Annotated in this window: 22 protein-coding genes; 9 read left to right on the plus strand and 13 right to left on the minus strand. The window is 60.2% G+C overall.

Annotated elements, in window-relative coordinates:
• Positions 1-371 precede the first annotated feature (371 nt).
• The 3 genes from ACOYW0_RS14030 to ACOYW0_RS14040 all read left to right on the plus strand — a co-directional run bounded on the left by ACOYW0_RS14030 (position 372) and on the right by ACOYW0_RS14040 (position 3,527).
• Complete coding sequence (locus ACOYW0_RS14030) at positions 372-1,226, plus strand: D-alanyl-D-alanine carboxypeptidase family protein (RefSeq protein WP_482414489.1); 855 nt, start codon at positions 372-374, stop codon at positions 1,224-1,226.
• Positions 1,220-2,626 (plus strand): M14 family metallopeptidase, encoded by a 1,407-nt coding sequence (locus tag ACOYW0_RS14035; RefSeq protein ID WP_482414490.1) that lies wholly within the window; start codon positions 1,220-1,222, stop codon positions 2,624-2,626. The genes ACOYW0_RS14030 and ACOYW0_RS14035 overlap by 7 nt, the downstream gene beginning before the upstream one ends.
• Before the next feature lie 367 nt (positions 2,627-2,993).
• Complete coding sequence (locus ACOYW0_RS14040) at positions 2,994-3,527, plus strand: dihydrofolate reductase family protein (RefSeq protein WP_482414491.1); 534 nt, start codon at positions 2,994-2,996, stop codon at positions 3,525-3,527.
• Positions 3,528-3,543: 16 nt separating this feature from the next.
• Here ACOYW0_RS14040 and rocF read toward each other — a convergent pair whose 3' ends face one another.
• Positions 3,544-4,425 carry an arginase gene (gene rocF / locus ACOYW0_RS14045; protein WP_482414492.1) on the minus strand — a complete coding sequence of 294 codons (882 nt, stop codon included), beginning with the start codon at positions 4,423-4,425 and terminating at the stop codon, positions 3,544-3,546.
• Complete coding sequence (locus tag ACOYW0_RS14050; RefSeq protein WP_482414493.1) at positions 4,422-5,510, minus strand: putative NPN-dependent ornithine cyclodeaminase; 1,089 nt, start codon at positions 5,508-5,510, stop codon at positions 4,422-4,424. Before ACOYW0_RS14050 ends, rocF begins: the two co-directional genes overlap by 4 nt.
• A 396-nt stretch (positions 5,511-5,906) precedes the next feature.
• Between ACOYW0_RS14050 and ACOYW0_RS14055 the strand changes: the two genes are divergently transcribed.
• From ACOYW0_RS14055 to ACOYW0_RS14070, 4 genes are all read left to right on the plus strand, one after another.
• Positions 5,907-6,980 carry a formylglycine-generating enzyme family protein gene (locus ACOYW0_RS14055; RefSeq protein WP_482414494.1) on the plus strand — a complete coding sequence of 358 codons (1,074 nt, stop codon included), beginning with the start codon at positions 5,907-5,909 and terminating at the stop codon, positions 6,978-6,980.
• Between the two features lie 108 nt (positions 6,981-7,088).
• Positions 7,089-7,559 (plus strand): universal stress protein, encoded by a 471-nt coding sequence (locus tag ACOYW0_RS14060; protein WP_482414495.1) that lies wholly within the window; start codon positions 7,089-7,091, stop codon positions 7,557-7,559.
• A 202-nt stretch (positions 7,560-7,761) separates the two neighbouring features.
• Positions 7,762-9,885, plus strand: a complete 2,124-nt coding sequence (locus ACOYW0_RS14065) for a DUF3141 domain-containing protein (RefSeq protein WP_482414496.1) — start codon at positions 7,762-7,764, stop codon at positions 9,883-9,885.
• Positions 9,886-9,891: 6 nt separating this feature from the next.
• Positions 9,892-10,815: an MBL fold metallo-hydrolase gene (locus tag ACOYW0_RS14070; protein WP_482414497.1), complete on the plus strand. Its 924-nt coding sequence runs from the start codon at positions 9,892-9,894 to the stop codon at positions 10,813-10,815.
• Positions 10,816-11,170: 355 nt separating this feature from the next.
• Here the strand turns inward: ACOYW0_RS14070 and ACOYW0_RS14075 are convergent, their stop codons facing one another.
• The 5 genes from ACOYW0_RS14075 to ACOYW0_RS14095 form a co-directional block, all read right to left on the minus strand.
• Positions 11,171-12,160, minus strand: a complete 990-nt coding sequence (locus ACOYW0_RS14075) for a 4Fe-4S binding protein (protein WP_482414498.1) — start codon at positions 12,158-12,160, stop codon at positions 11,171-11,173.
• Positions 12,161-12,550: 390 nt separating this feature from the next.
• Positions 12,551-13,105, minus strand: coding sequence for a hypothetical protein (locus ACOYW0_RS14080; RefSeq protein WP_482414499.1), 555 nt, complete (start codon positions 13,103-13,105; stop codon positions 12,551-12,553).
• A gap of 21 nt (positions 13,106-13,126) precedes the next feature.
• Positions 13,127-13,921 carry an ABC transporter ATP-binding protein gene (locus ACOYW0_RS14085; RefSeq protein WP_482414500.1) on the minus strand — a complete coding sequence of 265 codons (795 nt, stop codon included), beginning with the start codon at positions 13,919-13,921 and terminating at the stop codon, positions 13,127-13,129.
• Positions 13,918-14,805: an ABC transporter permease gene (locus tag ACOYW0_RS14090; protein ID WP_482414501.1), complete on the minus strand. Its 888-nt coding sequence runs from the start codon at positions 14,803-14,805 to the stop codon at positions 13,918-13,920. Before ACOYW0_RS14090 ends, ACOYW0_RS14085 begins: the two co-directional genes overlap by 4 nt.
• Positions 14,806-15,082: 277 nt before the next feature.
• On the minus strand, positions 15,083-16,066 hold the full coding sequence (locus ACOYW0_RS14095; RefSeq protein ID WP_482414502.1) for an ABC transporter substrate-binding protein: 984 nt from the start codon (positions 16,064-16,066) through the stop codon (positions 15,083-15,085).
• A gap of 331 nt (positions 16,067-16,397) precedes the next feature.
• Between ACOYW0_RS14095 and ACOYW0_RS14100 the strand changes: the two genes are divergently transcribed.
• On the plus strand, positions 16,398-17,420 hold the full coding sequence (locus tag ACOYW0_RS14100; protein WP_482418835.1) for a DUF3187 family protein: 1,023 nt from the start codon (positions 16,398-16,400) through the stop codon (positions 17,418-17,420).
• 52 nt (positions 17,421-17,472) lie between these two features.
• On the opposite strand, the gene ACOYW0_RS14105 is transcribed toward ACOYW0_RS14100, so the two are convergent.
• From ACOYW0_RS14105 to serC, 4 genes are all read right to left on the minus strand, one after another.
• Positions 17,473-18,132 carry a metallophosphoesterase family protein gene (locus tag ACOYW0_RS14105; protein WP_482414503.1) on the minus strand — a complete coding sequence of 220 codons (660 nt, stop codon included), beginning with the start codon at positions 18,130-18,132 and terminating at the stop codon, positions 17,473-17,475.
• Between the two features lie 65 nt (positions 18,133-18,197).
• Positions 18,198-18,722, minus strand: a complete 525-nt coding sequence (locus tag ACOYW0_RS14110; protein WP_482414504.1) for a peptidylprolyl isomerase — start codon at positions 18,720-18,722, stop codon at positions 18,198-18,200.
• 88 nt (positions 18,723-18,810) lie between these two features.
• Positions 18,811-19,473 carry a uracil-DNA glycosylase gene (gene ung / locus ACOYW0_RS14115; protein ID WP_482414505.1) on the minus strand — a complete coding sequence of 221 codons (663 nt, stop codon included), beginning with the start codon at positions 19,471-19,473 and terminating at the stop codon, positions 18,811-18,813.
• Positions 19,474-19,550: 77 nt separating this feature from the next.
• A complete protein-coding gene (gene serC, locus ACOYW0_RS14120; protein WP_482414506.1) occupies positions 19,551-20,636 on the minus strand; it encodes a 3-phosphoserine/phosphohydroxythreonine transaminase in 1,086 nt (361 codons plus the stop codon).
• Positions 20,637-21,552: 916 nt separating this feature from the next.
• Here serC and ACOYW0_RS14125 point away from each other — a divergent pair.
• The gene (locus ACOYW0_RS14125; RefSeq protein ID WP_482414507.1) at positions 21,553-21,720 is read left to right on the plus strand and encodes a hypothetical protein; all 168 of its coding nucleotides are present in this window, start codon (positions 21,553-21,555) and stop codon (positions 21,718-21,720) included.
• A gap of 80 nt (positions 21,721-21,800) precedes the next feature.
• Here the strand turns inward: ACOYW0_RS14125 and ACOYW0_RS14130 are convergent, their stop codons facing one another.
• Together ACOYW0_RS14130 and ACOYW0_RS14135 are read right to left on the minus strand one after the other, a co-directional pair.
• Positions 21,801-23,630, minus strand: a complete 1,830-nt coding sequence (locus ACOYW0_RS14130; RefSeq protein ID WP_482414508.1) for an AMP-dependent synthetase/ligase — start codon at positions 23,628-23,630, stop codon at positions 21,801-21,803.
• Positions 23,631-23,754: 124 nt separating this feature from the next.
• Positions 23,755-24,612 carry a CoB--CoM heterodisulfide reductase iron-sulfur subunit B family protein gene (locus tag ACOYW0_RS14135; protein WP_180137399.1) on the minus strand — a complete coding sequence of 286 codons (858 nt, stop codon included), beginning with the start codon at positions 24,610-24,612 and terminating at the stop codon, positions 23,755-23,757.
• Between the last annotated feature and the right edge of the window lie 3 nt (positions 24,613-24,615).

Consider the following 24,615-nt stretch of genomic DNA (forward strand, 5'->3'; position numbering starts at 1 on the left):
GGGCGTGCGGGGAATCCTTCTTTCCCATGGGAGGTGTGTCTGCCCGGGCTTTTATCTCAGAAGGGTCATATCACAGGTTTATACCCGGGGGAAGAAGACAGGGCCAGGCCCCGGCCGGAAAGGAAAACACGGCGACGCGGATAAAGCGGAAAAAATGAGGCGGAATCCGTGTGTGCGAATGCTGAATTTCCAGTGGCATGAAGGCATGCAAAGTCCCCTTGGTTTCGACTGGATTTTCTTGTGGCAGGTTTGATCCGGGGGACGTGTTATGGTAGGTTGATACGCAATTATACACTGTCGGCAAAGGCTGTGGGGCGGGCTGAAACATGGCGCGTCGGCAGTGATACTAACGTTTTATTTTTCTGGTGATTATGAACAGAAGAGATTTTTTGAGGCTTGCTGCCGCAGGTACCCTTGGGTCCATGGTCCCGTCACCGGCTTACGCTGCGTGGATGTCCGTGTTCAAAGACGAGGTGCAGCCCATCGATGACCGGTACATCAAGGATTACCTGAATAAGATTGAGAATTTTGACGAAAAGCACACCGAAGATATCTTTCTTCGTGCCGATCAGAAAGTGACCCTCAAAAGCGCCCTGAGTCGCCTGAAACGTATCCAACGCATCGTGGGGCACGGTCACTTTGCCCTGTTGAGTTTCGATGGTGCCGTGAAAACAGCCAAAGCCTACACAAGCGTGGGGCGGTTCACCAAGAAGGAGCTGGACTTCATGGAGATGATCTTCTATGAGGACAGCCTTCTCTACGGGTTCATGGGGGACAAGCCCCTGAAGAACCTCACCGACACCATTGACGAACCCAAAGCCGTCAAGATTCCTTACACGGGAAACTACCTGTACAAGGGGCTCCCCCTTGAGATGTACAAAAAAATCAAGAAAGACATCGGGGATGACGTTATTCTCACCTCGGGCCTGCGAAGCGTCACCAAGCAGTTCATGCTCTTTTTGAGCAAAGCCCACAGCAACGACGGCAACCTTTCCCTGGCCTCCCGCTCCCTGGCTCCCCCGGGATACTCCTTCCACGGCGTCGGCGATTTTGATGTCGGTCAGGTCGGGTTCGGGGTGCTCAATTTTACGGAAAAGTTCACGGACACCCCCATCTACAAAAAACTCGAAGATTTGGGCTACATCAAACTCCGGTACAGCAAAGGGAATTACCTCGGGGTCCGTTTTGAACCATGGCATATTAAGGTAAAGTTGCAATCATGCTGAGATTCATCGTACTAGTCGTTTGCGCCATCGTATCAACGTCGGCGGCCTTTGCATCATCCCTGGAATTTTCCGTCCACAAGATGGAGTCCGGGGTTCCCGGAAACACGATCCTCATTGTCGGGGGCATCCAGGGCGACGAGCCGGGGGGCTTCAACGCCGCGTCCATCATCACCACCCATTACACCATCACCTCCGGCAGCGTCTGGGTGGTTCCCAACCTAAATTTCCTCAGCATCATCAAGCGCTCCAGAGGCGTCTACGGGGACCTGAACCGCAAGTTCGCCGACATCAAGGAGAGCGACCCGGAATACGGCACCATCGAAAAGATCAAGAAACTCATCTTAAACGATGAGGTGGACCTGGTGCTGAACCTCCATGACGGAAGCGGGTTTTACCGCGACACGTACATCGACAGACTGCGCAACCCCAACCGCTGGGGGCAGTGCGTCATCGCGGACCAGGAGGCCCTGGAGGGGGTTCGGTTCGGTAACCTCTCGGAGATGGCGACCCGAACGGTTGAAAAGGTCAACAATGCCCTTCTCGATCCGTCCCACACCTATACCTTCATGAACACCAGAACCCGTGAAGGCAACCTGGAGATGGCCAAGACCCTCACCTACTTTACCATCCGCAACAACAAGCCCGCCTTCGGCATCGAGGCCAGCAAGTCATTGCCCACCCATGAACGGGCGTATTACCACATCCGCGCCATCGAGTCCTTTTTCAAGGAGCTCGACATCACCTACCAGAGGCGCTTTGACCTGACCTCTGCCGGGGTGAAGCACGCCATCAACGACAACGTGAGCTTTGCCCTCAACGACAAGCGCATCGTGTTGGACGTCAAAAACGCACGGAACAACCTGCGGTACATCCCCTTGAAAAAAGAGAACCCCATGGAGTTCTCGCCGAGCAATCCCCTCATGGCCGCCGTGGACACCGGCCAGGGCGTTCGGATCTATTACGGAAACAGGCGCGTTACCTGGCTGCATCCGGAGTATTTCGAGTACGACACCTCGGTTGATTCCGTTCAGATGACGGTGGACGGGGTGAGCAGGCAGGTGGCCTTCGGGGAGATTGTCCCGGTGCGGGAGGAGTTCACCGTGGACCCCACCTCCGGGCTGAGGGTCAACGTCATCGGATTTACCCAGAAGAATATCCGTAACGAATCCGGGATTCCCATCTCCCAGCGCAACATCCAGCGCCGTTTTTCCGTGGACAAGGCGGGCATGCTCTACCGGGTGGAGTTCTACAACCAGGAGAAGTTCTCCGGCATGGTCCTGGTGGATTTCTCCAAGGAAGCCCTGGCCAGGCAGGAAAATACCCGGGATCAGGGGCCTTCCGGAAAGCTCGTGGGAGAACTCGACGACGGGACCGCTCCCCATGATGCCCATGGCGTGTAATCACAGGTGAGCCTGCGGGGCCCTGCCTGGGGTGCTCGCAGGCTTTCTTCTCTTGTGCCAATTCGGCTTGCCCCGGGCGGGCCGCTTTTCGATACATGCCCGTACATTTATAACAGTCGGCTCGCTGATAACGTTCAGTGGAGCCGAGACGTTCCGTTCATAAGACCTGTTTATCAAACTTTTTAAAAGTTTGGCCCCCGGCAGGGCCGCCGGAGGCTGTTTTTCATAGCTGACACTCAGCTGCTTAACCCTGCCTTGTTTCTCTTCTCTCGTCATCACTCCCATAACCGTATCTTTCCCGTGTTATCATGTTGGCCGATCGGGTCCAGTCATTCATCACGGCACTCATTCAATACAGGAGGCAGCGATGTCAATCAGTGTGTACATAGGAATCAGCCTGGACGGCTACATTGCGGACAGGGACGGCGGGCTGGACTGGCTGCAGTCCGTGCCCAACCCGGACAATCTGGACTTCGGGTGGGCGGATTTCATGGAGGGCATCGACGCCATCGTCATGGGGCGGCGGACCTTTGAGGTGGTCTGCGGCTTTGACTGCAACTGGCCGTACAGCAAACCGGTGTATGTCCTGAGCCGTACCCTTACGTCGTTGCCGAAGGGGCACGAGGGGAAGGCCGAGCTGGTCGGAGGCGCCCTTGCAGAGGTTGTGGAGACCCTTCACGGCAGGGGGCATGACCACCTCTATATCGACGGAGGCAAGACCGTGCAGGGTTTCCTGAACGAGGACCTCGTCGACGAGATGACCCTGACCACGGTGCCCGTATTGCTTGGGGGTGGAACCACGCTGTTCGGTGACCTTACCGAGGCCATGGCCTTTGAGCATGTGCGCACCGATGTCCATCTGGGGGCCTTGGTGCAGACCCGTTACCGGCGCAAGCGATAATATTTTTACGTCAGCCTTACAGGATGCGTTTGCCGAAGAGGGAGACGGCCAGTTTAACGGCCAGGGTGGCGGTCTGGTTGGAGGTGTCCATGATGGGGTTGATCTCCACGATGTCCATGGAGCTCAGGAGGTGGGAGTCGGCCAGGATCTCCATGAGCAGGTGGGCCTCCCGGTAGGTGAGGCCTCCGGGCACCGGGGTGCCGACCCCCGGGGCACCGGCGGGCTCCAGGCTGTCCATGTCCAGGCTCACGTGGAGGCGTCCCAGGTGGGAGAGGCGGGAGATGGTTTCCCGGGCCACGCGGCTCATGCCCATCTCATCGATGTCCCGCATGGTGAAGGTGGTGATGCCCGAGCGGGCAAGGACCTCTTTTTCCAGGGGGTCGAGATCGCGGATGCCCACCAGGACCACCTGGTCGGCCCTTATCTTGGCCCCGCTGCGCCCGCAACAGACCAGGGCCTCGTGGCCGTTGCCAAGGAGGATGGAGAGGCTCATGCCGTGGACGTTGCCCGAGGGTGAGATGGCCGGTGTGTTGAAGTCGGCGTGGGCGTCGATCCACACCACCCCGCAGGGGGCATCGTGGGTGACGCCCCCCACGGATCCCACGGCAATGGTGTGGTCCCCGCCCAGGAAGATGGGGATCGTGTCGTCTTCAATGGCTTTGCGGGCCTGGTCGTAGCAGGCCGACGAGGTCCGGGCGATTTCGGCCACGGTCTGTACCTCGGGCACGGTGTCCCGCACGGGCACGTGGATGTTGCCCCGGTCTTCCACGTGGTAGCCCAGGCGGGCGAGGTGCTCGGCAAGGCCGGCGTACCTGATGGCGTCCGGGCCCATGTTGACCCCGCGCCGGGGCTGGCCGAGGTCGATGGGGACGCCGATGATGCGGATGGTCTGGTTCATGGGATCAGGTTGTTGGCAAGGTTGATCATAAAATCCTGCACATTGGTGAGGATGGCCGTGGACTGGGCCGATCCCCGGTTGGCCAGTTTGTCTGCGGAGAACTCGCTGATGTCCACCACGTAGAAAAAGACGGGGCGCACCGTGCCGTCGTCCAGGACCCGGTAGGACGGGGTCATGTTGCCGAAGGCGATGGTGTGGAGCTGGGTGGCCAGGGTGATGACGCAGGTGGCCTGGGCGGCAAAGACCCGCATGCGGTCCTGGGCTTTGCCTGTGTGGGTCTCCACCTCGGGCAGGGGGCCGTCGTCCCGGATGGATCCGGCCAGGACGTAGGGCACCCCGCAGGTTTCGCAGGCGTGCATGATGCCGTCGGTGATGCCGAGCCCTTCAAGGGCTGCGGGGATGGAGCCTGTTCTCCGTACCTTGTTGAGCAGGTCCAGGTGGTGGTAGTGGCCCAGGGGCTTGAGCTCCCGGGTGTAGATGTCCTGGCCCAGGCCCGTGCCGTAGACACCGGCCTCCATGTCGTGGGTGGCCAGGGCGTTTCCGGCCATGAGGGCGTGGCAGTACCCCTCCCGGATGATCCCTGCCATGGCGTCTCTGCTGTCCTTGTCAAAGGCCACGGCCGGGCCCAGCACCCAGGTGATGAACCCCTCTTTTTTTTCGTGCCGGAGGATGTCGTAGAGGTGATCGTAGCTTCGCGAGAAGGGGGTCTCCCGGCTGCCTCTGGTCATGAAGGCGAATTTTTTGGACGGCCCCTGCCTTTGTTCAAAGCCGTCGGTGTGAATATAAACCCCTTTTTCCCCCTCCTCTCCCCGGCCCACCACCACCATGTCCCCTTTTTTCAGTCGCCTTGCCTCCACGGCCTCGGGTGTTTCCCCGTCCATTCGAATTACCGTGTCCATGCGGTTTTTGTGCAAAAGGACCCAGGTCCCCGGGGCGACGTGCACGTATTCAGGGTGGTTGCTGGTGGCGTGAAATTCATCCGGGGCCACGCCGTCGGCGGGTGCCTTTTCCGTGGTGATCACCGGGGCGGAGGCCAGGGGCTCTGCGGAAAAGTCCGGGGGGGTGTAAGGGGGGATAAGGTCCATGGCTGCCTCGCTCGTTGGGATGGCGGTTGACATGCTCAGGTGATCGGAAGGGGTGGCGTCGCGTGACACCGGTGGTGATGATCCCTCACTATACCACCGGTTATCGGCACGGAAAACGAAAAAGGGGGCGCAAGGCCCCATGCCATCTGTTGACATTTCGACGCGTTGAGTCATAATAAATGGACTTCTTGTCTTCTTTTTTTACGCATTGCTTGCCTGGTTGTTGTCTTACGGTGTACGGGGCACTGCCCCTTTCCGGCCGGGGTTTCCCGGTTGCGACGTATCTGTTCGGATTCTCAGTTTTCCCCCCACTTGATCGGGGCGCAAGTCGCCCTTCATTTACTTCTCAGTCATCTTATATCGGATTCATGACATGTTTCGTGCCGGGAGGGTGCGATGACGATGGTCCGTTTGGTTCCCTTTTGGGTTTTTCTGGCCTTTGCTTCCCAGGCCCTGGGGCAGGGGCTTGTGGTGTTTCCCTTTGACGCCCCGGGCAGGCCTGAGGCAGAGGTTTCCTATTTCCAGGAGACGCTGGTGACCCATCTGGCCCGTGGGTTTCGGCTCTTTGAAGGGGACGGGGTGACTGCTGCCCTGGGGCTCTGTGGCGAGGGCGAGGCCTCGGTTGCCGATTGCCTGGCCCTTGTGGGGGAGGTGTTTGAGGCCGAACTCGGGGCCCGGGGACGTTGGACAGGCACCGGCAGCCGTGGCGATTTTTTCCTGGAGGTGGTGGACCTGGGCACCGGCAGGGTCCTTTTCTCCCAGCGGGATGCAGACCGGCAGCGATCCGCCCAAGAGCGTCTTGCCGCACTTGCCTCAGGCGCCAGGGTCCGGGTGGCCGGGGAGCCGGAGGCAACGGTTGCCGTGATGCCGGGCATGGTGTTTGTGAGGATTCCCGGGGAGGATACCCCTCCGCTTTACCTCCAGGCCAGTGAGGTCACCCAGGCCCAGTGGCGCATGGTGATGGGGTACAACCCCTCGTGGTTCATCGCATGCGGAGACAATTGCCCGGTGGAGAGCGTTACCCGTCGTGAGGTCGATACCTTTGTGGCCCGCATGAACATCATGGGTCTGGGGCGTTTCCGCCTGCCCACCTCCCGAGAGTGGCAACGGGCTCTAACCCTTTCGGGGCCGGAAACACCCTGCCTTTCGGGGAACAACTGCGTGGGGTACGAGGGATATCCCTGCGGGGCATGGATCCAGGGCGGTGCCCGGTGCGATCGGTGCGGCCCCAGGCCCGCCGGATCCGGGGCCGTGGCCCTGGTGAACATGGTGGGCAATGTCTGGGAGTGGCTGGGTGATCCCGGCAACGGGGGTTCCCCCGGCCTCATTGTGGGGGGAGGATGGGCCGACGCACCCGGGGACGCCGGTATGGTTCTCCGTCCCGTTGCCTCAGCGCAGTTTTCAGCCGATGACGTGGGCTTTCGGCTTCTCCTGGAAAGGGAGGCGATGCATGCAGGGGATACACATTGATTTGCCTTACCAACTCCTTTATAATATAGCCCATCCTCGATACCTCACCAACGATGCCGGCTCACGCCGAATCCCTTCGGCCCGCCGTGCCGACATAAAGGAGGGACCATGACCTTCCAGACCATTGCCTGCTGCACCGATTTTTCCAAAAACGCCGATGTGGCGGTTCGCACCGCTGCAACCCTTGCAAAGAAATTTGATGCGGTCCTGGAAGTGCTTCACGTGGTACCGCCCCCGGTGAACCCCGTGGTGACGGATTTCGACAACCCCGTGTTCACCTCGGTGACCTTTGACGACAGCGTGGACAGCAACCTGGTCCTCCAGGTGGAGGAGAAACTCCAGAAACATTATGCCGCAACCATCCCCGGGGGGGTGAAGGTCCGGTACGTGGTTTTGGACGGCCATGTCTCCACGGAGATCCTCAACCACCTGGACGAGTCGGGCTGCGACCTCGTCGTCCTGGGCTCCTATGGCCTTTCCGGCATGGGGCTGGTGATTTTCGGCAGCATCGCCAAGCGCGTGGCCCACAAGGCCAGCTGTTCGGTGATGATTGCCCGGCCCTCGGAAAAAGACGCCTGAAGCCCCCTGCGGCTCTTTGCAGGCCGACCCCGCGACCCCGTTGAGTCATACCTGAGACGCCCCTTTGGCGCTCGCCCCATGCCCTTGTCTTCCCATCGGCCTCAGCAGCCGGAGAGTTTTTTTGCCCATCCACGCCCTCGGTGTCACTGAGACATGAGTCACCCCAACACACAACCCACTTGTTTTTTCAGGGGAGGTACCCATGGAAAACCCCTTTACCGCTTATATGCCCATGTTTTCGGAAGGGGCCGCCCTGATGCAGGAGGCCCTTGCCTACCAGATCGATTTCGGGCAGCGCATGACCCTTTTCCTCGACACCAAAAGGGAGCAGGGCGACAATTTTATAGAGGAGAACCGCAAAGGACTGCCCCCGGTGCTGCATTTTGACTACGAGGTGATCTTCAACGGACGCGACCTGGACAATCCCGTGAATTACTCCCTGGCTCGCATCACCCCTGAAGAGGGGCAGGAGATTGCCCCCGACGCCCGGCCCGTGGTGATCATCGACCCCAGGGCCGGCCACGGCCCCGGCATCGGAGGGTTTCGCAAAGAGTCCGAGGTGGGCATGGTGATGCGCAAGAATCATCCCGTCTATTTTCTTATTTTCACCCAGGAGCCGGTGCGGGGCCAGACCCTGGCCCACGTGTTCAAGGCCCATATTGAGTTTCTTAAGGTGATCCGCATGTTTCACCCCGAGGCGGAGCGTCCGGCCATCATCGGCAATTGCCAGGGGGGATGGGCCGCCGCCCTCATCGCCGCAGATCGTCCCGACATCACAGGGCCCCTGATTCTTAACGGGTCACCCCTTTCCTACTGGGCGGGGCGCGACACCCAGAATCCCATGCGTTACCGCGGGGGACTTTTCGGCGGGGTCTGGCTGGCCTCCCTCTCCGCGGACCTGGGCAACGGCCTGTTTGACGGGGCCCAGCTGGTCTGGGGCTTTGAAGACCTCAACCCCTCCAACAGCCTCTGGAAAAAGGATTACAACCTCTGGCAGTCGGTGGACACCGAAAGGGACCGGTACATCTTCTTCGAACGGTGGTGGAACGGGTTTGTCTTCATGACCAAGGAGGAGATCCAGTTCGTGGTCCGGGACCTTTTTGTGGGCAATCGCCTGGAAGAGGGGCAGGTGGAAGGGGGCAGCGGCGAGATCGTGGATTTGAGGAAGCTCAAGGACCCGGTGATCCTGTTTGCCTCCAGGGGAGACAACATCACCCCACCCGAGCAGGCCCTGGGGTGGATCGAGCGGGTCTGGGGCTCGGTGGAGGAGATCAAGGCACGCAACCAGATCATTGTGTATCTCCTCCATGAGGAGGTCGGGCACCTGGGCATCTTTGTCTCGCGGAAGGTGGTGGAGCGGGAGCACAAGGAGCTCATCGACTGCGTCGATCTTGCCAAGCGCCTTGCCCCCGGCCTCTATGAGATGGTGATCAAGGAGGACGGCGAGGCACGCTTCGAGGTGCGGGACCTCTCCCATCTGCATGGGGGGGGCGGCGACTACAACGCACGGCCCTTCGAGCACGTGCGCAAGACCTCGGAGATGATCGCCGAACTTTACGAATCCGCTGTGAGTCCCTTGATGAAGCCCTGGGGCACGGAACTCACCGCCACCCTGATCCGGGAGAGCTCCCCGTTGAGACAACGGCTCTATGCCGTCTCCAGCATGAACCCCGCGGCCCGCGCCGCAAGCGCCTGGACCCCTTATGTGCGGGAGCACCGCATGGAGGCCCCGGCGGACAACACCTTCCGCAAGGTGGAGCGAGCGTATTCCGACGCCCTGGTGGCCCTCCTCGACGGATACCGGGACCTTCGGGACAGCACCTGCGAACTCCTCTTCTACAGCATGTACGACAACCCCATGGCCCACTTTTTCTTCCAGGAAGCCGTGGATATGCCGGACACCCCCCTGGATGTGGGGGTCGGGGCCCTGGATGAGAACGGCGGGGACCACTGGATCTCCCGCATGGTGGAGGGGGGCTTTTTCCAGGGACTGATGCGCGGGCTGGTGGCCCTGGGCCGCGTGAAGCAGGTGGTGGACAAGCAGGAGCTGGTGACCCTCAAAGCCTTGATGAAGGGGCGCAAACACCTTCAGGACATGACCAAGCGGGAGGCCAAAAAGGTGGTGGGTGAACAGGTTCAGTTGCTGAACTTCAACCGGGAGCTGGCCATCAGCACCTTGCCGGAGTTGCTCCGCACCCCGGAAGACCGCCTCACCGCCCTGACCATATTCCGGGCGAGCCTTCAGGGCCCGGGCGGTGAGGATCCGGCCGCAAAGCATCTGCTAAGTCATCTGGAAGAGTTGCTCAAGGACCGGCAAACCCTGTGAGAGCCTATGGAACATATCCTGTACAAAGTATCGGATGACCTTTTTATGGTGAGCCTCAATCCCCCCATCGCCGGGTACGAGAGCTTTCTCTCCGCCTGGATCTATGTGGGGGACGTCACCTTTCTGGTGGACACCGGCCCGTCGGTGACGGCAGGGGCCCTGGTCAAGGCCCTGGAATCCCTTGGGGTGAGCCGTCTGGATTATATCCTGCTGACCCATGTGCACATCGACCACGCCGGGGCCGCAGGGGATCTGGCCGTCTTTTTCCCGGAGACCCAGGTGGTGTGCCACAGCCGGGGGATCCCCCATCTGCTGAATCCCCATCAACTGGAACTCAGCACGGCCAAGGTCCTGGGGGAGACCGCCGTGCAGTACGGACCGGTGCGCCCCGTATCCGAAAGCAGGCTTGTGCCCGCCGAGAGCTTTATGTCCAATTCGGTGATGCCCGTGCCCACCCCGGGGCATGCCTCCCACCACGTGAGCTACCAGACGGATCGCTACCTGTTCACCGGAGAGGCTGCCGGGGCTTGCTTCCCGGGCGTTCTGGGGATCTCCTACATGCGGCCCTCCACCCCGCCTCCCTTTTATTACGATATCTCCCTGCAAAGCCTGGAGACCCTTATGGAGCTTAAACCCGAGCGCCTCTGCTACGGCCACTACGGCAGCTTTGAGTTCGGAGAACGGGTGCTCTGGCAGCACAGGGAGCAGCTTCGACTGTGGGACTCCATCGTCACCTCGGAGATCAGCCGCGGGCAGGTGGGCGCGGACCTGGAGCTGAGCGTCCTCAAATCCATCCTGGAGACCGACCCTCTGGTGCTGCCCTTCCTCGACATGGAAGGGCCCCTGAGGCTTCGGGAGCTTTTCTACCTCCAAAACAGCATCAAAGGGTTTGTCGGCAATGCCAGCCGGCACACAGGCCCTCTCTCCTGATGCCGTCATGATCCATTAAAAAACAAAAAGCGTGCCTCCGGCGGCGAGGGTGGCGAAGCCACTATAGCGAAAACACCTCGAAAGCTTACTGCCCTTGCGTTTTGTCCCTCGTTCCTCGGGCCAAAGCGCAAGGGCCTTCGACTCGGGCTTCGCCCGATATAAACGCTGATGGTATGTGCGGGCTGGTTCACTGGCTTCGAAGTAACAGGCTACGATGTTTCTGAATGCACATGTCGAAATTGGTTTTTGCAGAGCAGAGATAGAATTTCCTGAAAACCTGTTTGTCAAACCCAACGCATAAAATTGGCAAAAGTTTGGCCTCCGACAGGGCCGCCGGAGGCTTTTTCTGTACCGCTTACATCCGCCTCTCGGGCATGTTCATTTTCATGACCTCCATCCTGAGCGTTCTGTCGGAGGTGTGGCTTTTCCAGTTGCCGGAGAGGCGGCCTGCCCCTGCGGTGAGGAAAAAGAGCAGCACCATGAGAAGGGCAACTGCCTTTGGGGACCAGGGCGTGCCTGATGGGGAGGTGGAGAGGCGAAGGGCCTCTTTTTCCGGGCAGCTCGTCACGCAGGTAAGACAGCCGGTGCATTCGTCGGAGAGCATCACCTTTTTTTGATCCACGGCAAGGGAAGAGGGGCAGGCCTTTGCACATCGTCCGCAATGGGTGCAGGCGCTTTCGCTGCGGTGGATCTTCAGGATGCTGAAGACGCTGAGGAGGCCAAGGAGGGCCCCGTAAGGGCAGAGGTAGCGGCACCAGCCGTTTTTGATCAGGGCGGGTAGCACAAGGAACAGGCCCAGGGTGACCAGCGAGCCCGTGGATGGGTGGGCGAAAAACCGGAACATGCGAATATCGGCGGTGAGGTTGGTGCTGCCCGAGAGAAAGCCGCGGATGGCGGGCACGGGCATTTTGACGAGGATGGTCCAGAGGAAAAAACCGAGGAGGAGGTACTTGATGCCCCGCAAGGGGATGTCAAGGAACCTGGGCAGGGGCCGGGCAAGTCCTGTCCTTTGGCCGAGCTTGCTTGCCATCTCCCCTGCAAAGCCCACGGGGCAGACAAAGCTGCAGAAGCCTTTTTTTACGAGCAGTGCCGAGGCACATACGGCAAGGAAGAGGAGCAGGGCCGCCGGATGGGCCCCGTGGATGGTGCCCGTGGCCAGGGTGTACTTGAGGTTCAGCAGGCCGCTGATGGGAAGAAAGGCGTCCACCGCCGGAGGCCGGGTGACGGACGGGATCTTGCCCTGGGCAAGGGATGATGCCCAGAGGGCAAAGCGCCATCCGATAAAAAGGGTAAGGGACAGAAAAAAAAGCTGGGACATACGACGGGGGGAAATGCGGCTGAACATGGACCTGGTTACCTCGGGTTGATCGGTTCTTTTGTGAATCGGCCCCGGCCGGGTGCAGATGGTGCCGGGGGATCCCGGGACAATCAAGCACCCTTTGAAGGCGGTGGCACGTAGAGGGTGTATAGCACATCTCAGGCAAAAGGGGCTGTCGGGATGGCGACATCTCGGGGCAACCCATGGACCTGTTACATCCGCGTTTATCCCTCCTTGCCCGGGGATACAGGGTGGATGGAACAGGTGGCCGAATGTGGCGTCATGTTGTTGATGTCGTTTTTTAACACAGTGGGGGCTTCTGTCATTGACTTAGGTCAGGAAAGGAGGGGGGCTGGAGAGGCACCGGCGATTTGCCCTTGGGAACCAGGGGCAAATCGTCGCCGGAGGCCTGCTTTTTTAAAAAGCCCAGGAGAGAAGGAGGTTGCCTGCCAGGCCGTTGTCGCCGGAGTCGGTGATGTCCTCCCACTTGTTGAAGACGTAGCAGCCGAAAAGGCCAATGGAAGCGTGCGTGCCCAGGGAGATTTCGATGCCCGCGATGGCCTGCCAGTACACGTCGGTCCAGTCGGTCTCTCCGTCTTCATCCACGTAACTTGTCAAGGCCCCCAGCCCCAGCCGGTAGATGCTCTCTTTGAAGATCAGGTTCACCTGGGGGGTGAAGACCTCGGCGTCCCTGTCCGTGTTGCTCTCCGGGGTGTAGCCCAGGGCGAGCTGCCAGTAGGCGACGTTGGAGTGATACTCATAGGCGAGGAGCCAGCTCAGGTCCCCCTGGTCATGGGGAAGCTCCGGGATGGCTTTGATCTCGTCGTGTACCCGCATCCCGATGGCCAGCTTGTGGGTGCGGTCGGTGTCGTCGCTTCCCAGCAGATAGTCCGCGCCGTCAAATGCGTGGGCGGGCAGGGTGAACACGAGCAGGGCGGCAAGGGATAGGAAAACGCGTCCGAGTGAGGTCATGTGTGGGCTCCGTTTGTGCTGTTAGCGGGACAAAAGGGCTTCGTCACTTGTGAATGTTTTGTTTCGGACTTCAGAGAACATGGCCACCAGCTTGTCCACGGTGAGGTCTTTTTTCTCCTCACCGCGAATGTCCAGAACAACGTCCCCTGCGTCCATCATGAGGAGTCGGTTGCCCAGGTTGATGGCCTGCTGCATGTTGTGGGTCACCATCATGGTGGTGAGACCGTATTCTTTCACAAAATGGGTGGTGAGTGAAAGGACGATGTCGGCATTGCGGGGATCCAGGGCTGCGGTGTGTTCGTCTAAAAGGACCAGTTCGGGACGCGAAAGGACCATCATGAGAAGGGTCAGGGCCTGGCGCTGGCCGCCGGAGAGGAGCCCCACGTTATCTTTCAAACGGTCCTCAAGGCCCATGTCGAGGAAGCGGAGCTGCTCCCTGAAGAACTCTCGTCGCCCCCGGTTGAGGCTGATGCGGAGTCCCTTGAACCCTTTTTTGAGGCAGACCATCATGTTGTCTTCCAAGGTCATGTTGGAGGCGGTGCCGGCCAGGGGATCCTGGAAAATGCGGCCGATGGTCCTGGCGCGGACGTATTCCGGTGCCTTGGTGACATCTTTGCCGCTTAAGACGATGCGACCGGCGTCCGGGGTCACGGTTCCGGCCAGGAGGTTGAACAGGGTGCTTTTTCCCGCCCCGTTGCTGCCGATGACGGTGACAAAGTCCCCCTTGTCCACCGAGAGGTTGAGGGCGTCAAAGACCCGGTTTTCGTTGGGCGTTCCGGCGTTGAAGGTGAGGGTGGCGTTTTCTACGGAGATCATCTGGCCCCCTTTGCCGGTTTTTTCATCTGGGTAATCACAAGGGCGCCGATAATGAGGACGCCGGAGACAAGCTTCAGGTCGTTGGGGGTGAGGTGGATGGTGTAACCGTAATAGCGCCCCAGGAACATGATGGCCTTGTAAAAGATGGCGCCGATGACCACCCGCAGGGTGAGCATGGAGATGCGGTTGGAGCGGATGAGAAATTCCCCGAGCATCACCGAGGCCAGGCCCGAGACCACGATCCCCTGGCCCAGGTTGACGTCGGCAAATCCCTGGTACTGGGCGGCAAAGGCACCGGACAGGGCCACAAGGCCGTTGGAGAGCCCCACGCCGATGACCTTGTAGGTGGCGGGGTTGACCCCCTGGGAGATGACCATCTGCGGATTGCCCCCCATGGCCCCGAAGGTGAGGCCCATGTCCGTGAGGAAGAAGAGGTCCAAAAGCACCTTGATGATCAGGACCACCAGCACGAAAAAGAGGAGCAGGGTCCACGCCTCGGAGAGGGTACCCTGGGTAAGGGCCGTGGCTTTGGTGAGGAGGGTCTCCTTGCGCATGAGGGGCAGGTTGGCCCGGTTGCCCAGGATGCGGATGTTCACCGAGTAGAGCATGGTCATGGTGAGGATCCCCGCCAGAAGGTGGGGCACCTTGAGCTTGTTGTGGATGAGGGCCGTTACGGCCCCTGCGGCCACCCCGCCGGAAAAGGCCAGGAGGATCCCCGCCGACAGGCAGATTCCCTTTTGGATGGACATGGCCATGATCACAGCGCCCAGGGGAAAGGAGCCGTCCACCGTAAGATCCGGAAAATCCAGGATCCGGAACGTAAAAAAAACACCGAGGGCCATGATCCCGTAGATCAGGCCCTCAACAAAAATACCTTCAATCATCTCGTCTATCCAGTTGCGTGTGGTTTGGTGTAACGATTCAGCTCATCTTTGCCTCCGGCGGCCCTGCCGGGGGCTAAACGTTTGCCTGATTTTATAAAGGCGAGTTTAACAAACAGGTTTTAAAAAATCTTTTTGGGTGAGTTTTATTTCAAAGGCGGATGTGATTTGACCCGAGGAACGAGGGGCAAAACGCATCCGCAACCTGCTTTCAAGGTGGCACACCTTGCCGCCGGAGGCTGTTTTATGAGCTGAATAGTTACCAAAAATGTTGCCTTGTTTATTGTTTGATGACCTTGCCGTCCTTGATGAGGGTGGCCGCGTTTTTCACGGCTTCTTCTGGGAAGGAGAGGCCCAGGGCTTCGGCCACGTCGAGGTTCAGGAGCAGGTCGATGTCCGAGGGGTCGGTCATGAAAATGGTGGGGACGGTTTCGGGCTTGGTGCCTGAGAGGATGTCAGCCGTGAGGCGGCCGGTGCGGCGACCCATTTTGTAGTAATCAAAGCCCCAGGCGGCCAGGACCGGGATGGTCTCGGCGGAGCTGGGGTCGGCACTCATGACCGGCTTGTTGTGCTTTGCCGCCACATCGGTGATGGCGGACAGGGCCGAGACCACGGTGTTGTCGTTGCTGATGTAGATGCCGTCCACGCGCCGGATGATGGTCTGGATGGCCTGTTTTACTTCAGCGGAGTTGCTCACCGTGGCCGGGACAAAGGCGATGCCCAGTTCCCTGCAGGCCTCTTCGGCCAGCTCGGCCAGGCGCACGGCGTTGGCCTCGCTGCTGGAATAGATGTGGCCCAGGGTTTTTATTTTTTTCACCTTTGCCAGAAAGGCGATCTGCTCTTTCACCGGGGTGAGGTCCGAGACACCGGCGATGTTCTTTTCACCCTGGTCGAAGGAGCGGATGAGCCCCGCGTCCACGGGGTCGGTGACGGCGCAGTAGATCACCGGGTGGTTTTTGATGGTGTTCACCAGGGCCTGGGCCGTGGGGGTGGCGATGCCCACGGAGATGTCCACTTTTTCTGCCTTGAATTTCTGGGCGATGGAGGCGGCGGTGGAGAGCTCGCCATTGGCGTTCTGCAGGTCGAAGACGGCCCTCGGGAACCGCTCGGTGATGCCGTCCATGACCCCTTTTTCAAGGGCGTCCAGGGCCGGGTGGGCCACGATTTTCGAGATTCCGATAACCACGGGTTTTTTTGCCAGGGCCGGGGCGGTGGTGAGGAAGAGGCACGCCAGGGCTGCCGTCAATATAGTAAGGCGTTTCATTTTTTTATGTCTCCTTGGATACAGGGGGTGAGCAGGGACGGACCCGCGTGAAACCGGCAGGTTTTTCGGTGGCGGCGTTTCATCTTCGGGGTCGGTGTCGCCAGACTATAATCAGAAAAAGGCGTGCCCCGCAATGAAAATGTTTCTATGGATAAGAACAGGTAGCTATTTGCCTGTATTTTTTCATGTGCCTCTGTGCTAAGGAGGGGGGCATGCAAGGATTTACGGGGGGGAGATAAAGGCTCCGGCAAAAACGGAAATGTGCGCCTTAAGGTGTGCCGGGCCGTGAGGTTTTTAAGTTGGTATGAGGTGTTTGATGCGTTGCCGATGGATGTTGTTTTGTGTGGTACCTGTGTTGTTTGTTTGTCAGATGTTGTCCCCTTCCATTGCCTCAGCCGGTCTGGGGCCTTTCCGCGTCCCCGCCTTGGGGGCCGGTGAATTTTTCCGGACAGTTCCTGCCTTTGCCAGCCCTTTTACCGATTCCATGCCCGGGCGCGTTGAGGTGGGAATGGACGTGCGCTGGCTCAATACCTGGGTGTATCATGTGGAGTCGGACCGATCCGTTGACTGGGTCGATTTCAAGGACACCGACGAGCTCAAACACGGGAGTTTTCTCTTTGACGTGGAGACCCTGGCCTTTGTGCCATCGGTCCTTTACCGGGTCGGAGACCGCATGACCCTGGGCTTTGAAATTCCCGTGGCCATTCAAGGGGGCGGGGTGCTGGACGGGTTTATCGAGGGGTTCCATTCCATGATCGGGGTGGGACAGCACAATCGGGATGACTGGCCCCGGGACTCCAGCCACTACATCACGGTGGACAAAAACAACGTGGCCCACGACAAAAGCGATGAGTTGAACCGGGTCATCACCGGTGACGTGCAGCTCTCCGCTTCCATGCTGGTCTCCCAGTGGCCCATGCTGACGGCCCGGGCCATTGTGAAGCTGCCCACCTCACGGATCTACGACAGCCAGGAGAACAGCGGCACGGACGTGACCCTGCAGGGGATCTGGAGCTGGCGTCGGGGTTCCTTTGCCGGTTATCACGGGATCGGCGGAACCGTCTACACCCGGGACGGGGACGAGAACCTCGACCTGGAGCGCTTCAGGTACTCCACCATGAACAGCTTCGAGTACATGCCCAGCGATACCTTCTCCTGGGTCCTCAGCCTCAACCACGCCTCGGCAGTGGCAGACTACCCGGAGCTGGAAGAGCCGGTGGTGGAGCTGACCATGGGCTTTAAAAAGGTGGTGGGGCCGGGCGTGCTGGAGTTCGGTATCATCGAAAACCTCTTCTTCTTCGACAACAGCCCCGATGCCGGGTTGCAGCTGGGGTACACCCTCAAGCTGCTGTAAGATCTCGCATGTCTCCGGCCTTCGTTTCCCAGGCCTGCCACAGGCGTTTGTGTTATGAAAGGGTTCCGAGCTCTGCTTCGGCGCCCTTTTTTGTTATGGAGACCATGGCATACCGGCCCTGGGCCAGGGCACCGGGGTTGACGATGAGGGTGCCGTTTCGGTTTTCGATGCCGCAGGATTCGTGGATGTGGCCGGTGAGGCAGGCCACGGGGCGGTGGGTGTCGATGAAGGCCGCCACGGCATGGCTGCCCGCGTGAACCCCCGAGGCCAGGCGGTCTGCGCAGGACTCCCACGGCGGCTGGTGGGAGATAAGGACCAGGGGGCCTGTTTCCGAAACGCCTTCCATGGCATACTCCAGCGTCGATGCCAGCTCTTCTTCCCTGTATTCGTTGGGGGTGCCGAAGGGGGTGATGAGGGATCCCCCCAGCCCCAAAAGCGAGACCCCGTCCACCTGCCGCACCCTTCCATGGATTCCCACCCCCTTTTTGATGAGGCCCTCTTCCACGTTTTTTTCATCGCAGTTTCCCGACACCGCAACAATTTGGTCCAGGGGCTTTTTTACGGCAGCGACCACCCGCAAGGCGGCGGCAGGGCCCTGAAAGCTGGTGAGGTCCCCGCAGAGGCAGACGAGGTCCGCCCGGTCAATGGCTTCCTTAAGTTTGGGAAGGTGTTCGGTGTGGCCGTGGATGTCGGAGAGAAGGAGAATCTTCATGGGCGCGGTCCAAATGAAAGGGTTTGCCCCCGGCAGGGCTGCCGGGGGCGATGTTTTATGCGGGGCTATGCTTTGGCGGGGAACTCTTTGTCGAGGATTTTGTTCCACTCGGCGAGCTTGTCCGCGCACTTTTCAAAGAGGGCGTCGGTGTCCCCTTCGATGGTGACGGAGGTGATCTCATCGCCCATGACGATGCTGTTGACCACGTCCTGATCGGCCTGGCCCATGACGCTGCCGAAGACGGAGTGCTTGCCGTCCAGCCAGGGGGTGGGCACGTGGGTGATGAAGAACTGGCTGCCGTTGGTGCCGGGGCCCGCGTTGGCCATGGAGAGGATACCGGGGCGCTCGTGGCGCAGGCTGTTGTCGAACTCGTCGTCAAAGCGGTAGCCGGGGCCGCCCGTGCCGGTGCCGAGGGGGCAGCCGCCCTGGACCATGAAGTCGTTGATGACGCGGTGGAAGTTGAGGCCGTCGTAGAACCCGCGCTTGGCGAGGTTGGCGAAGTTGGCCACGGTGTAGGGGGTTTTCTCGGCAAAGAGGGCAAGGCGGATGTCGCCTTTGGAGGTCTTGAATACTGCGGTAAGATCCTGCATGGTGTTTTCTCCTAAGGTCGAAGGATTTGCATTAATATGGTTTTCTTCGTTGTTGGTGTCGGTGCTGGAGCCTCCCGGCTGCCTGGGGTTACCAGGATACAGGGGTTTTTCCCTGTTCTGCCAGAAAGCGGTTGGCTTCGCTGAAGTGACCGCAGCCCATGAATCCCCGGTGCGCCGACAGGGGCGAGGGGTGGGGCGCTTCCAGGATTCGGTGCTTTGCCTCGTCAATGAGGTGTTTTTTCCCCCGGGCGTAGCCTCCCCAGAGCAGAAAAACGAGGCCGGACCGGCCGGCGCTCAGGGCGCGGACCAGGCCGTCGGTGATCTCCTGCCAGCCCAGGTTTGCGTGGGACGCGGCCTTGCCCTCTTCCACGGTGAGCACCGCGTTGAGGAGAAGAACGCCCTGTCGCGCCCAGCGGGAGAGGTCACTTGAGGCTTCGTCAAGGGGGCGGCCGGTATCCCGGGCCACCTCTTTGAAAATGTTGCGCAACGACGGGGGAATCCTGACCCCGTCGGGAACGGAAAAGGCCAGCCCGTCTGCCTGGCCCTTGCCGTGGTAGGGGTCCTGACCCAGGATCACCACCTTGACCTGGTCAAAGGGGGTGAGGGAGAGGGCCCGAAAGACGTTCTCTTCGGCGGGAAAGACCGAGGCAAGGCGTCGCCGCCTGCAAACCGCCTTCTCTACATCGGCAACGGGTTTTTGGGAAAGCAGGGGAACCTGGTCTTTCCACGAATCAAGGGCATGGTCAGTCATATGATAATGAGGTGATCTCTCTTGCATTGCAAGGGGTTTTCGCCGGAGGCCCGGGTGGCCCTCCGGCTTCCCGGTGCTTAGCGGTGTTTGCGCCTGAAGTCGTTCATGAACTCGCACAGGGCGGCCACGGAGGCTTCGGAGACGGCGTTGTAGATGGAGGCGCGGATACCGCCCACGGACTTGTGCCCTTTGAGGCCGGCAAGGCCCGAGGCCAGGCTCTGTTCGACAAACAGGGGCTCCAGCTCACGGTCTTTCAGCCGGAAGGTGACGTTCATCAGGGAGCGGCTCGCCTTGTCGGCCGTGCCGCAGTAGAAGTCGTCTTCGTCTATGAGGGTGTAGAGGGCACCTGCCTTGCGTTTGTTAACGGCCTCCACAGCGGCCAGGCCGCCCATGGTCTCTTCCAGCCACTTGGTCACCAGAGAGATGGCGTAGATGGGGAAGGTGGCCGGGGTGTTGAACATGGACTCCTTATCCACGTAGGTGCGGTAGGAGAGCATGGTGGGGAGGGTCTGGGGAATCTTCTCCACCATGTCCCTGCGAAGGATCACCACCGCTGTTCCCGAAGGGCCCATGTTTTTCTGGGCGCCGCCGTAGATCATGCCGAAGGGGGAGACGTCCAGGGGGCGGCTCAGGATGTCCGAGGACATGTCCGCGATGAGGGGGACGCCGCCGGTGTCGGGCAGGTCGTGCCACTGGGTGCCGCGGACGGTGTTGTTGGTGGTCATGTGGACAAAGGGGGCGTCGGCAGAGATGTCCGAAACCTTGGGGATGTAGCAGAACTCGCGGTCCCCGGAGCTGGCGGCCACACGGACCCCTTTGTTCTGGATGCGGGCCTCGGCAATGGCCTTGGTGGACCAGGTACCGGTTTCGATGTACTCGGCGGTCTGGCCTTCACCGATGAAGTTCATGGGAATCATGGCAAACTGCAGGCTGGCGCCTCCGTGGACAAACAGCACCTCGTAGTCATCGGACAGACCGTACAGGCGCTTGATGCGCGTGCGCGCTTCTTCGATGATCCCCATAAAAAGTTCGCCCCGATGGCTCATCTCCATCACGGACATGCCGCTGCCCCGGTAGCTCAGCAGGCCTTCCTGCATCTCCTGCATCACGGCGGTGGGAAGGGCCGAGGGCCCTGCACTAAAATTGTGAATCCGATCGTTCATGATTGGTCGCCTTCTTTGGCTGATGGCCTCGCAAAGCGTCGAACACCAGGGAGGTTGGTTGCGGTTCGGGTTCCGTGTCACAGGCAGAAGTCTTGCGAGGCGTGGTCGACGATGACGGGCTCCGGCGCATCTTGCCGATGGCCGTGACGGCCGTGTAACCTGTGAAGCAGGGACGTTGTATCACTTTTATTGCGAAATGGGAACGGAAGGACGGTCCGGGGAAGGGGGGCTCCGGTGCGGGGGGCGCACCGGAGCGGGTTGGTTGAGGAGTATGTGTGTGTGTCGCTGTTGGTCTGTTGTTTGAGTCAGGGGCAGACGGAAGAGCCCGTCCGCAGGTAGGAGATCGTGCTTTTATGGTTTTTGCAAGTTCGAAAAGAAACCGGGGCCCCACCCATTGCGGTGTGACGAGGGCAGAGCCCCGGCGGTTGTTCGGCAGGAGACTCGAGGGGGGGTGAGCCTTCTGCCTGTGCTCCGTTTCGCTGTGAGAAAAATGCATGATCGGTGCCAAACTTTGAAATAAGAAAGTAACGGGCGAAGATCTTTTGTTATTTTTAAGAGCGAGGGCTGTTTCGGCATATTGGGTTCCCGGACAGGGGTGTGTCAAAAAGTATCCATGGATACAGCGGGGGTGGTTCCAAAGGATACAGTTGCCGCTGCCAGGCAGGGGCGTGCATTCCGCCGGTGGCGGATGGGTGCAACCGGGGAACGTGCCACGGCACGGGGGCGGGATCGCAGACCTGGGACTGGAAAAAAAACGTCATTCCTTGTAAATCACTATGGTAAAGGGGCCGTCGGTGGTCGGCACTCACCGTGTGAGAAAACGGGCCATGCATGGCGTCAGGCGTCGTGGGACGGATCGGGCGGGCTGGTGCGGCGGGGGTGTGGCTAATTCATGTTATCGGAGAAGGATCGTCTGATGATGAAAAAAGTTGTGAAGTTGTCTGAGTACAGAAAGAAAAAGAAGCGCGACGCCCACCAGGGGACCGGAAGCCCCTTGAGCACCGTGTGGGTGGTGGCCGGGGTGTTTGGCGCGGCCGTGCTGATGGTGTTTGTGTACCTTGTGCTGACCGGTGGCACTCCCTGACGGAGCACAGGAGGCCGCACGACACCCGGTCTTCTTATGGTGCGCGGGGTGTCCCGGAGATCCGGCCGTGTTCGGTGCCGTCAGGCATACATCGACTCGATGACCTGGGCGTACCGCTCGTTGATGACGCGGCGTTTTACCTTCATGGTGGGGGTGAGCTCTCCGGCCCGCTGGGTGAGTTCGGTGGGGAGCAGGGTGAATCGTTTGATTTTTTTCACGCGGCCAAGCCGCTGGGTGTACTGGTCGATGCGGTATTTGTAAAAGCTGACGATTTCCGGATGGGTCACCAGCGATTCCCGGTCGTCCCATGAAATCTCCATCACCTCGGCCAGGGACTCCAGAATGGGAAACGCCGGGATCACAAGGGCCGAAACGTAGGGCTTGCCGTCGCCTACGGCCACGGCCTGTTCCACATAGACATCTTCCTTCAGGGCGGACTCAATGGCCTGGGGGGCGATGCTCTTGCCGCCGGAGGTGATGATGATCTCCTTGAGGCGGTCGGTGACGCAGACATGGCCCTCGGGGGTGATACGCCCCACGTCTCCGGTTTTGAACCACCCGTCTTCGGTGAAGGCCCGCGCCGTCTCTTCGGGCCTGTTCCAGTATCCCTGCATCACGCAGGGCCCCTTTGCCTGGATCTCTTCGTGGGCGCCCGTGCGCAGTTCCATCAAGGGGATGGGGGCTCCGCTGGTTTCAAGGGCCATGTCTTCCAGGGAGCGGACACACAAGGGAAAGACCTCGGTGAGGCCGTAGCCCAGCCCCATGGGAATGCCCGCGCTGATGAAAAAATCGGCGATTTCGGGGTTCAGGGGCGCCCCGCCCACATGAATAAACCGTGCCCGTCCTCCGGTGACGGACCGGAGCCTTCCCAACCCCAGAAATCCAGCCAGCACATACTTGATCCTCAAGGCCATGCCCACGGACCTTCCGCTGTTTTTGAGGTGGTTTCGTTTGCCGCCGATGCCCAGGGCCCACCGAAAGAGGGCCTGCCGGACAGGGGAGGCCCGGTGCAGCTTCTCCATGGCCGTGCTGTGGATTTTTTCCCAGACGCGGGGGGCGCTGACCATGAAGTGGGGCCTGGCTTCTGTGAGGAACTCTTGGACGTCGTTGGGATCGTGGCAGTAGACGTTCCTGGCACCCCGGCAGAGGGCAAACCAGGTCCAGCTCCGTTCAAAGATGTGGCTCAAGGGCAGAAAGCTTAAAGAGACGTCCTTTTCGGTCATGGGAGAGGGGTGGCCGGTGCTGTAGAGGCCGGTGAGCATGCTTTCGTGGGTGTGCATGGAGCCTTTGGGGCTGCTGGTGGTGCCGGAGGTGTAGATGATGGTGTAGAGATCGGTTCCCCTTGCTTCGGAGAGATGGCGCTCAAGGGCTCGCTGGAGCCCCGGCTCTTCTTTCCCCAGATTTAGAAAATCTTCAAAGCTGTGGCTTTCGATGTCCGGGCTCAGACAAACCCCGGGTGAGAAGGCCACCACCCGTTTCAGGGGGGCTCCCCGGGCTGCCATGGCAAGGGCTTTGTCGTACTGCTCCTGATCGTTGACAAAGAGGCAGTGGATCCCGGCGTCGTTGACGATGTAGGCGGCTTCGTCGGTGGAGTTGGAGGCATATACCGGGACGGTGACCCCGCGAATGGAGAGGATGGCCAGGTCGGCCAGGGTCCAGGCAGAGCGGTTCTGGGAGAAGATACCCACCCGGTCTCCGGGGCCGATGCCGCATGCCAGAAGGGCTCTGGCCAGGGCGTCGGCCGTCTGTTCCATCTCCTTCCAGGTGATCTGGGTCCAGGGGCCGTCGGCCCGGTCTTTCAGAGCCACCTTGTCTCCGTACCGGGGAACCCGCCTCCGGACCATCCGCGCAAGGTGCTTCTCACGTTCCAGAAAGAACCGGGACGCCTCGTGGTGCTGGCTCGCCATCATCTGAACCCTCCGTGCCTTGTGATGACCAATGTTTTAAGCGTGGAACATCCATACTATGGCATGGCTGGTGGAATCAAGGGGCGCATAAAAAAACAAGGAGGGCACAGCGCTCCGGAGCCCGGCGTTAAATCAGGCCCTTGGCGGTCAGCAGTGGGGCCGGGTCCACCAGGTGCCGCTTGATCCACTGGTCCGTGTTCTTCCCCTTGCCCAGGGCCAGGGTCAGGATTTCGGAGAAGTGGAGCACCGGGAGCCTCTGGCCCAGGTCGCAGCGGATCTCCAGATTGAGCTGGCACATGGCGCAGGCCGTGATGAGGCACTCGGCCCCGGCATTCTGGCCGCTTTGGACAATGCCGTTGACCACCTCGGTGACCGCATCGGGGCGGGCCACGGAGAGAAAGGTGCCGCAGCACCTGTTCTGGCCCTGCCAGGTCACGGCCCTGGCCCCTAAGGTTCCGAGGATTTTCTCCATGAGGCCGTGGAAATTTTTCTGGCGCCTGAGCTGCGGGGGACGGGCCAGCATGCAGCCGTAATACGGTGCGTAGGTGAGGCCTGAAAGGGGCTTTTCACCCTGGACAAAGGCCGAGATGTCCAGGCCGTCAATGAGTTCGAAGAAGTGCATGACCTGTTTGGACTCGTCAAAGGGGATTCCCCACTGCCTGTGGAACCGGGTGCGGGCATCGGCGCTCTCGGTGAGGTGGTGGTGGGCCTCCTTGAAGCGAAGGGTGCAGCTGGGGCAGGCCGTGAGAATGGGCCTGCCTGCCGGGGCCATGGCCAGGTTTCGTGTCACCAGGTCAAAGGCCAGGTCCCGGTCGATGCTGTGGGCTGAGGAGCTGCCGCAGCAGTTCCAGTCGGGAAGTTCCACCAGGCGGATGCCGATGGCCTCGCAGAATATCTTGAAGGACTCATGGTTTTCCATGGCCGACGTCTTCATGGAGCAGCCGGGAAACCAGGTGACTTCCATGGGGCGCGTTTCGCATTTCATGGC

This window comes from Desulfoluna sp. HI9BLuna (genome assembly GCF_056829775.1).

Bases quoted from the DNA above. Each gene is read 5' to 3' on its own strand.
- ACOYW0_RS14030 (WP_482414489.1), top strand. From the start codon at position 372: ATGAACAGAAGAGATTTTTTGAGGCTTGCTGCCGCAGGTACCCTTGGG.
- ACOYW0_RS14035 (WP_482414490.1), top strand. From the start codon at position 1,220: ATGCTGAGATTCATCGTACTAGTCGTTTGCGCCATCGTATCAACGTCG.
- ACOYW0_RS14040 (WP_482414491.1), top strand. From the start codon at position 2,994: ATGTCAATCAGTGTGTACATAGGAATCAGCCTGGACGGCTACATTGCG.
- rocF (WP_482414492.1), bottom strand. From the start codon at position 4,425: ATGAACCAGACCATCCGCATCATCGGCGTCCCCATCGACCTCGGCCAG.
- ACOYW0_RS14050 (WP_482414493.1), bottom strand. From the start codon at position 5,510: ATGGACCTTATCCCCCCTTACACCCCCCCGGACTTTTCCGCAGAGCCC.
- ACOYW0_RS14055 (WP_482414494.1), top strand. From the start codon at position 5,907: ATGACGATGGTCCGTTTGGTTCCCTTTTGGGTTTTTCTGGCCTTTGCT.
- ACOYW0_RS14060 (WP_482414495.1), top strand. From the start codon at position 7,089: ATGACCTTCCAGACCATTGCCTGCTGCACCGATTTTTCCAAAAACGCC.
- ACOYW0_RS14065 (WP_482414496.1), top strand. From the start codon at position 7,762: ATGGAAAACCCCTTTACCGCTTATATGCCCATGTTTTCGGAAGGGGCC.
- ACOYW0_RS14070 (WP_482414497.1), top strand. From the start codon at position 9,892: ATGGAACATATCCTGTACAAAGTATCGGATGACCTTTTTATGGTGAGC.
- ACOYW0_RS14075 (WP_482414498.1), bottom strand. From the start codon at position 12,160: ATGTTCAGCCGCATTTCCCCCCGTCGTATGTCCCAGCTTTTTTTTCTG.
- ACOYW0_RS14080 (WP_482414499.1), bottom strand. From the start codon at position 13,105: ATGACCTCACTCGGACGCGTTTTCCTATCCCTTGCCGCCCTGCTCGTG.
- ACOYW0_RS14085 (WP_482414500.1), bottom strand. From the start codon at position 13,921: ATGATCTCCGTAGAAAACGCCACCCTCACCTTCAACGCCGGAACGCCC.
- ACOYW0_RS14090 (WP_482414501.1), bottom strand. From the start codon at position 14,805: ATGATTGAAGGTATTTTTGTTGAGGGCCTGATCTACGGGATCATGGCC.
- ACOYW0_RS14095 (WP_482414502.1), bottom strand. From the start codon at position 16,066: ATGAAACGCCTTACTATATTGACGGCAGCCCTGGCGTGCCTCTTCCTC.
- ACOYW0_RS14100 (WP_482418835.1), top strand. From the start codon at position 16,398: ATGTTGTTTTGTGTGGTACCTGTGTTGTTTGTTTGTCAGATGTTGTCC.
- ACOYW0_RS14105 (WP_482414503.1), bottom strand. From the start codon at position 18,132: ATGAAGATTCTCCTTCTCTCCGACATCCACGGCCACACCGAACACCTT.
- ACOYW0_RS14110 (WP_482414504.1), bottom strand. From the start codon at position 18,722: ATGCAGGATCTTACCGCAGTATTCAAGACCTCCAAAGGCGACATCCGC.
- ung (WP_482414505.1), bottom strand. From the start codon at position 19,473: ATGACTGACCATGCCCTTGATTCGTGGAAAGACCAGGTTCCCCTGCTT.
- serC (WP_482414506.1), bottom strand. From the start codon at position 20,636: ATGAACGATCGGATTCACAATTTTAGTGCAGGGCCCTCGGCCCTTCCC.
- ACOYW0_RS14125 (WP_482414507.1), top strand. From the start codon at position 21,553: ATGATGAAAAAAGTTGTGAAGTTGTCTGAGTACAGAAAGAAAAAGAAG.
- ACOYW0_RS14130 (WP_482414508.1), bottom strand. From the start codon at position 23,630: ATGATGGCGAGCCAGCACCACGAGGCGTCCCGGTTCTTTCTGGAACGT.
- ACOYW0_RS14135 (WP_180137399.1), bottom strand. From the start codon at position 24,612: ATGAAATGCGAAACGCGCCCCATGGAAGTCACCTGGTTTCCCGGCTGC.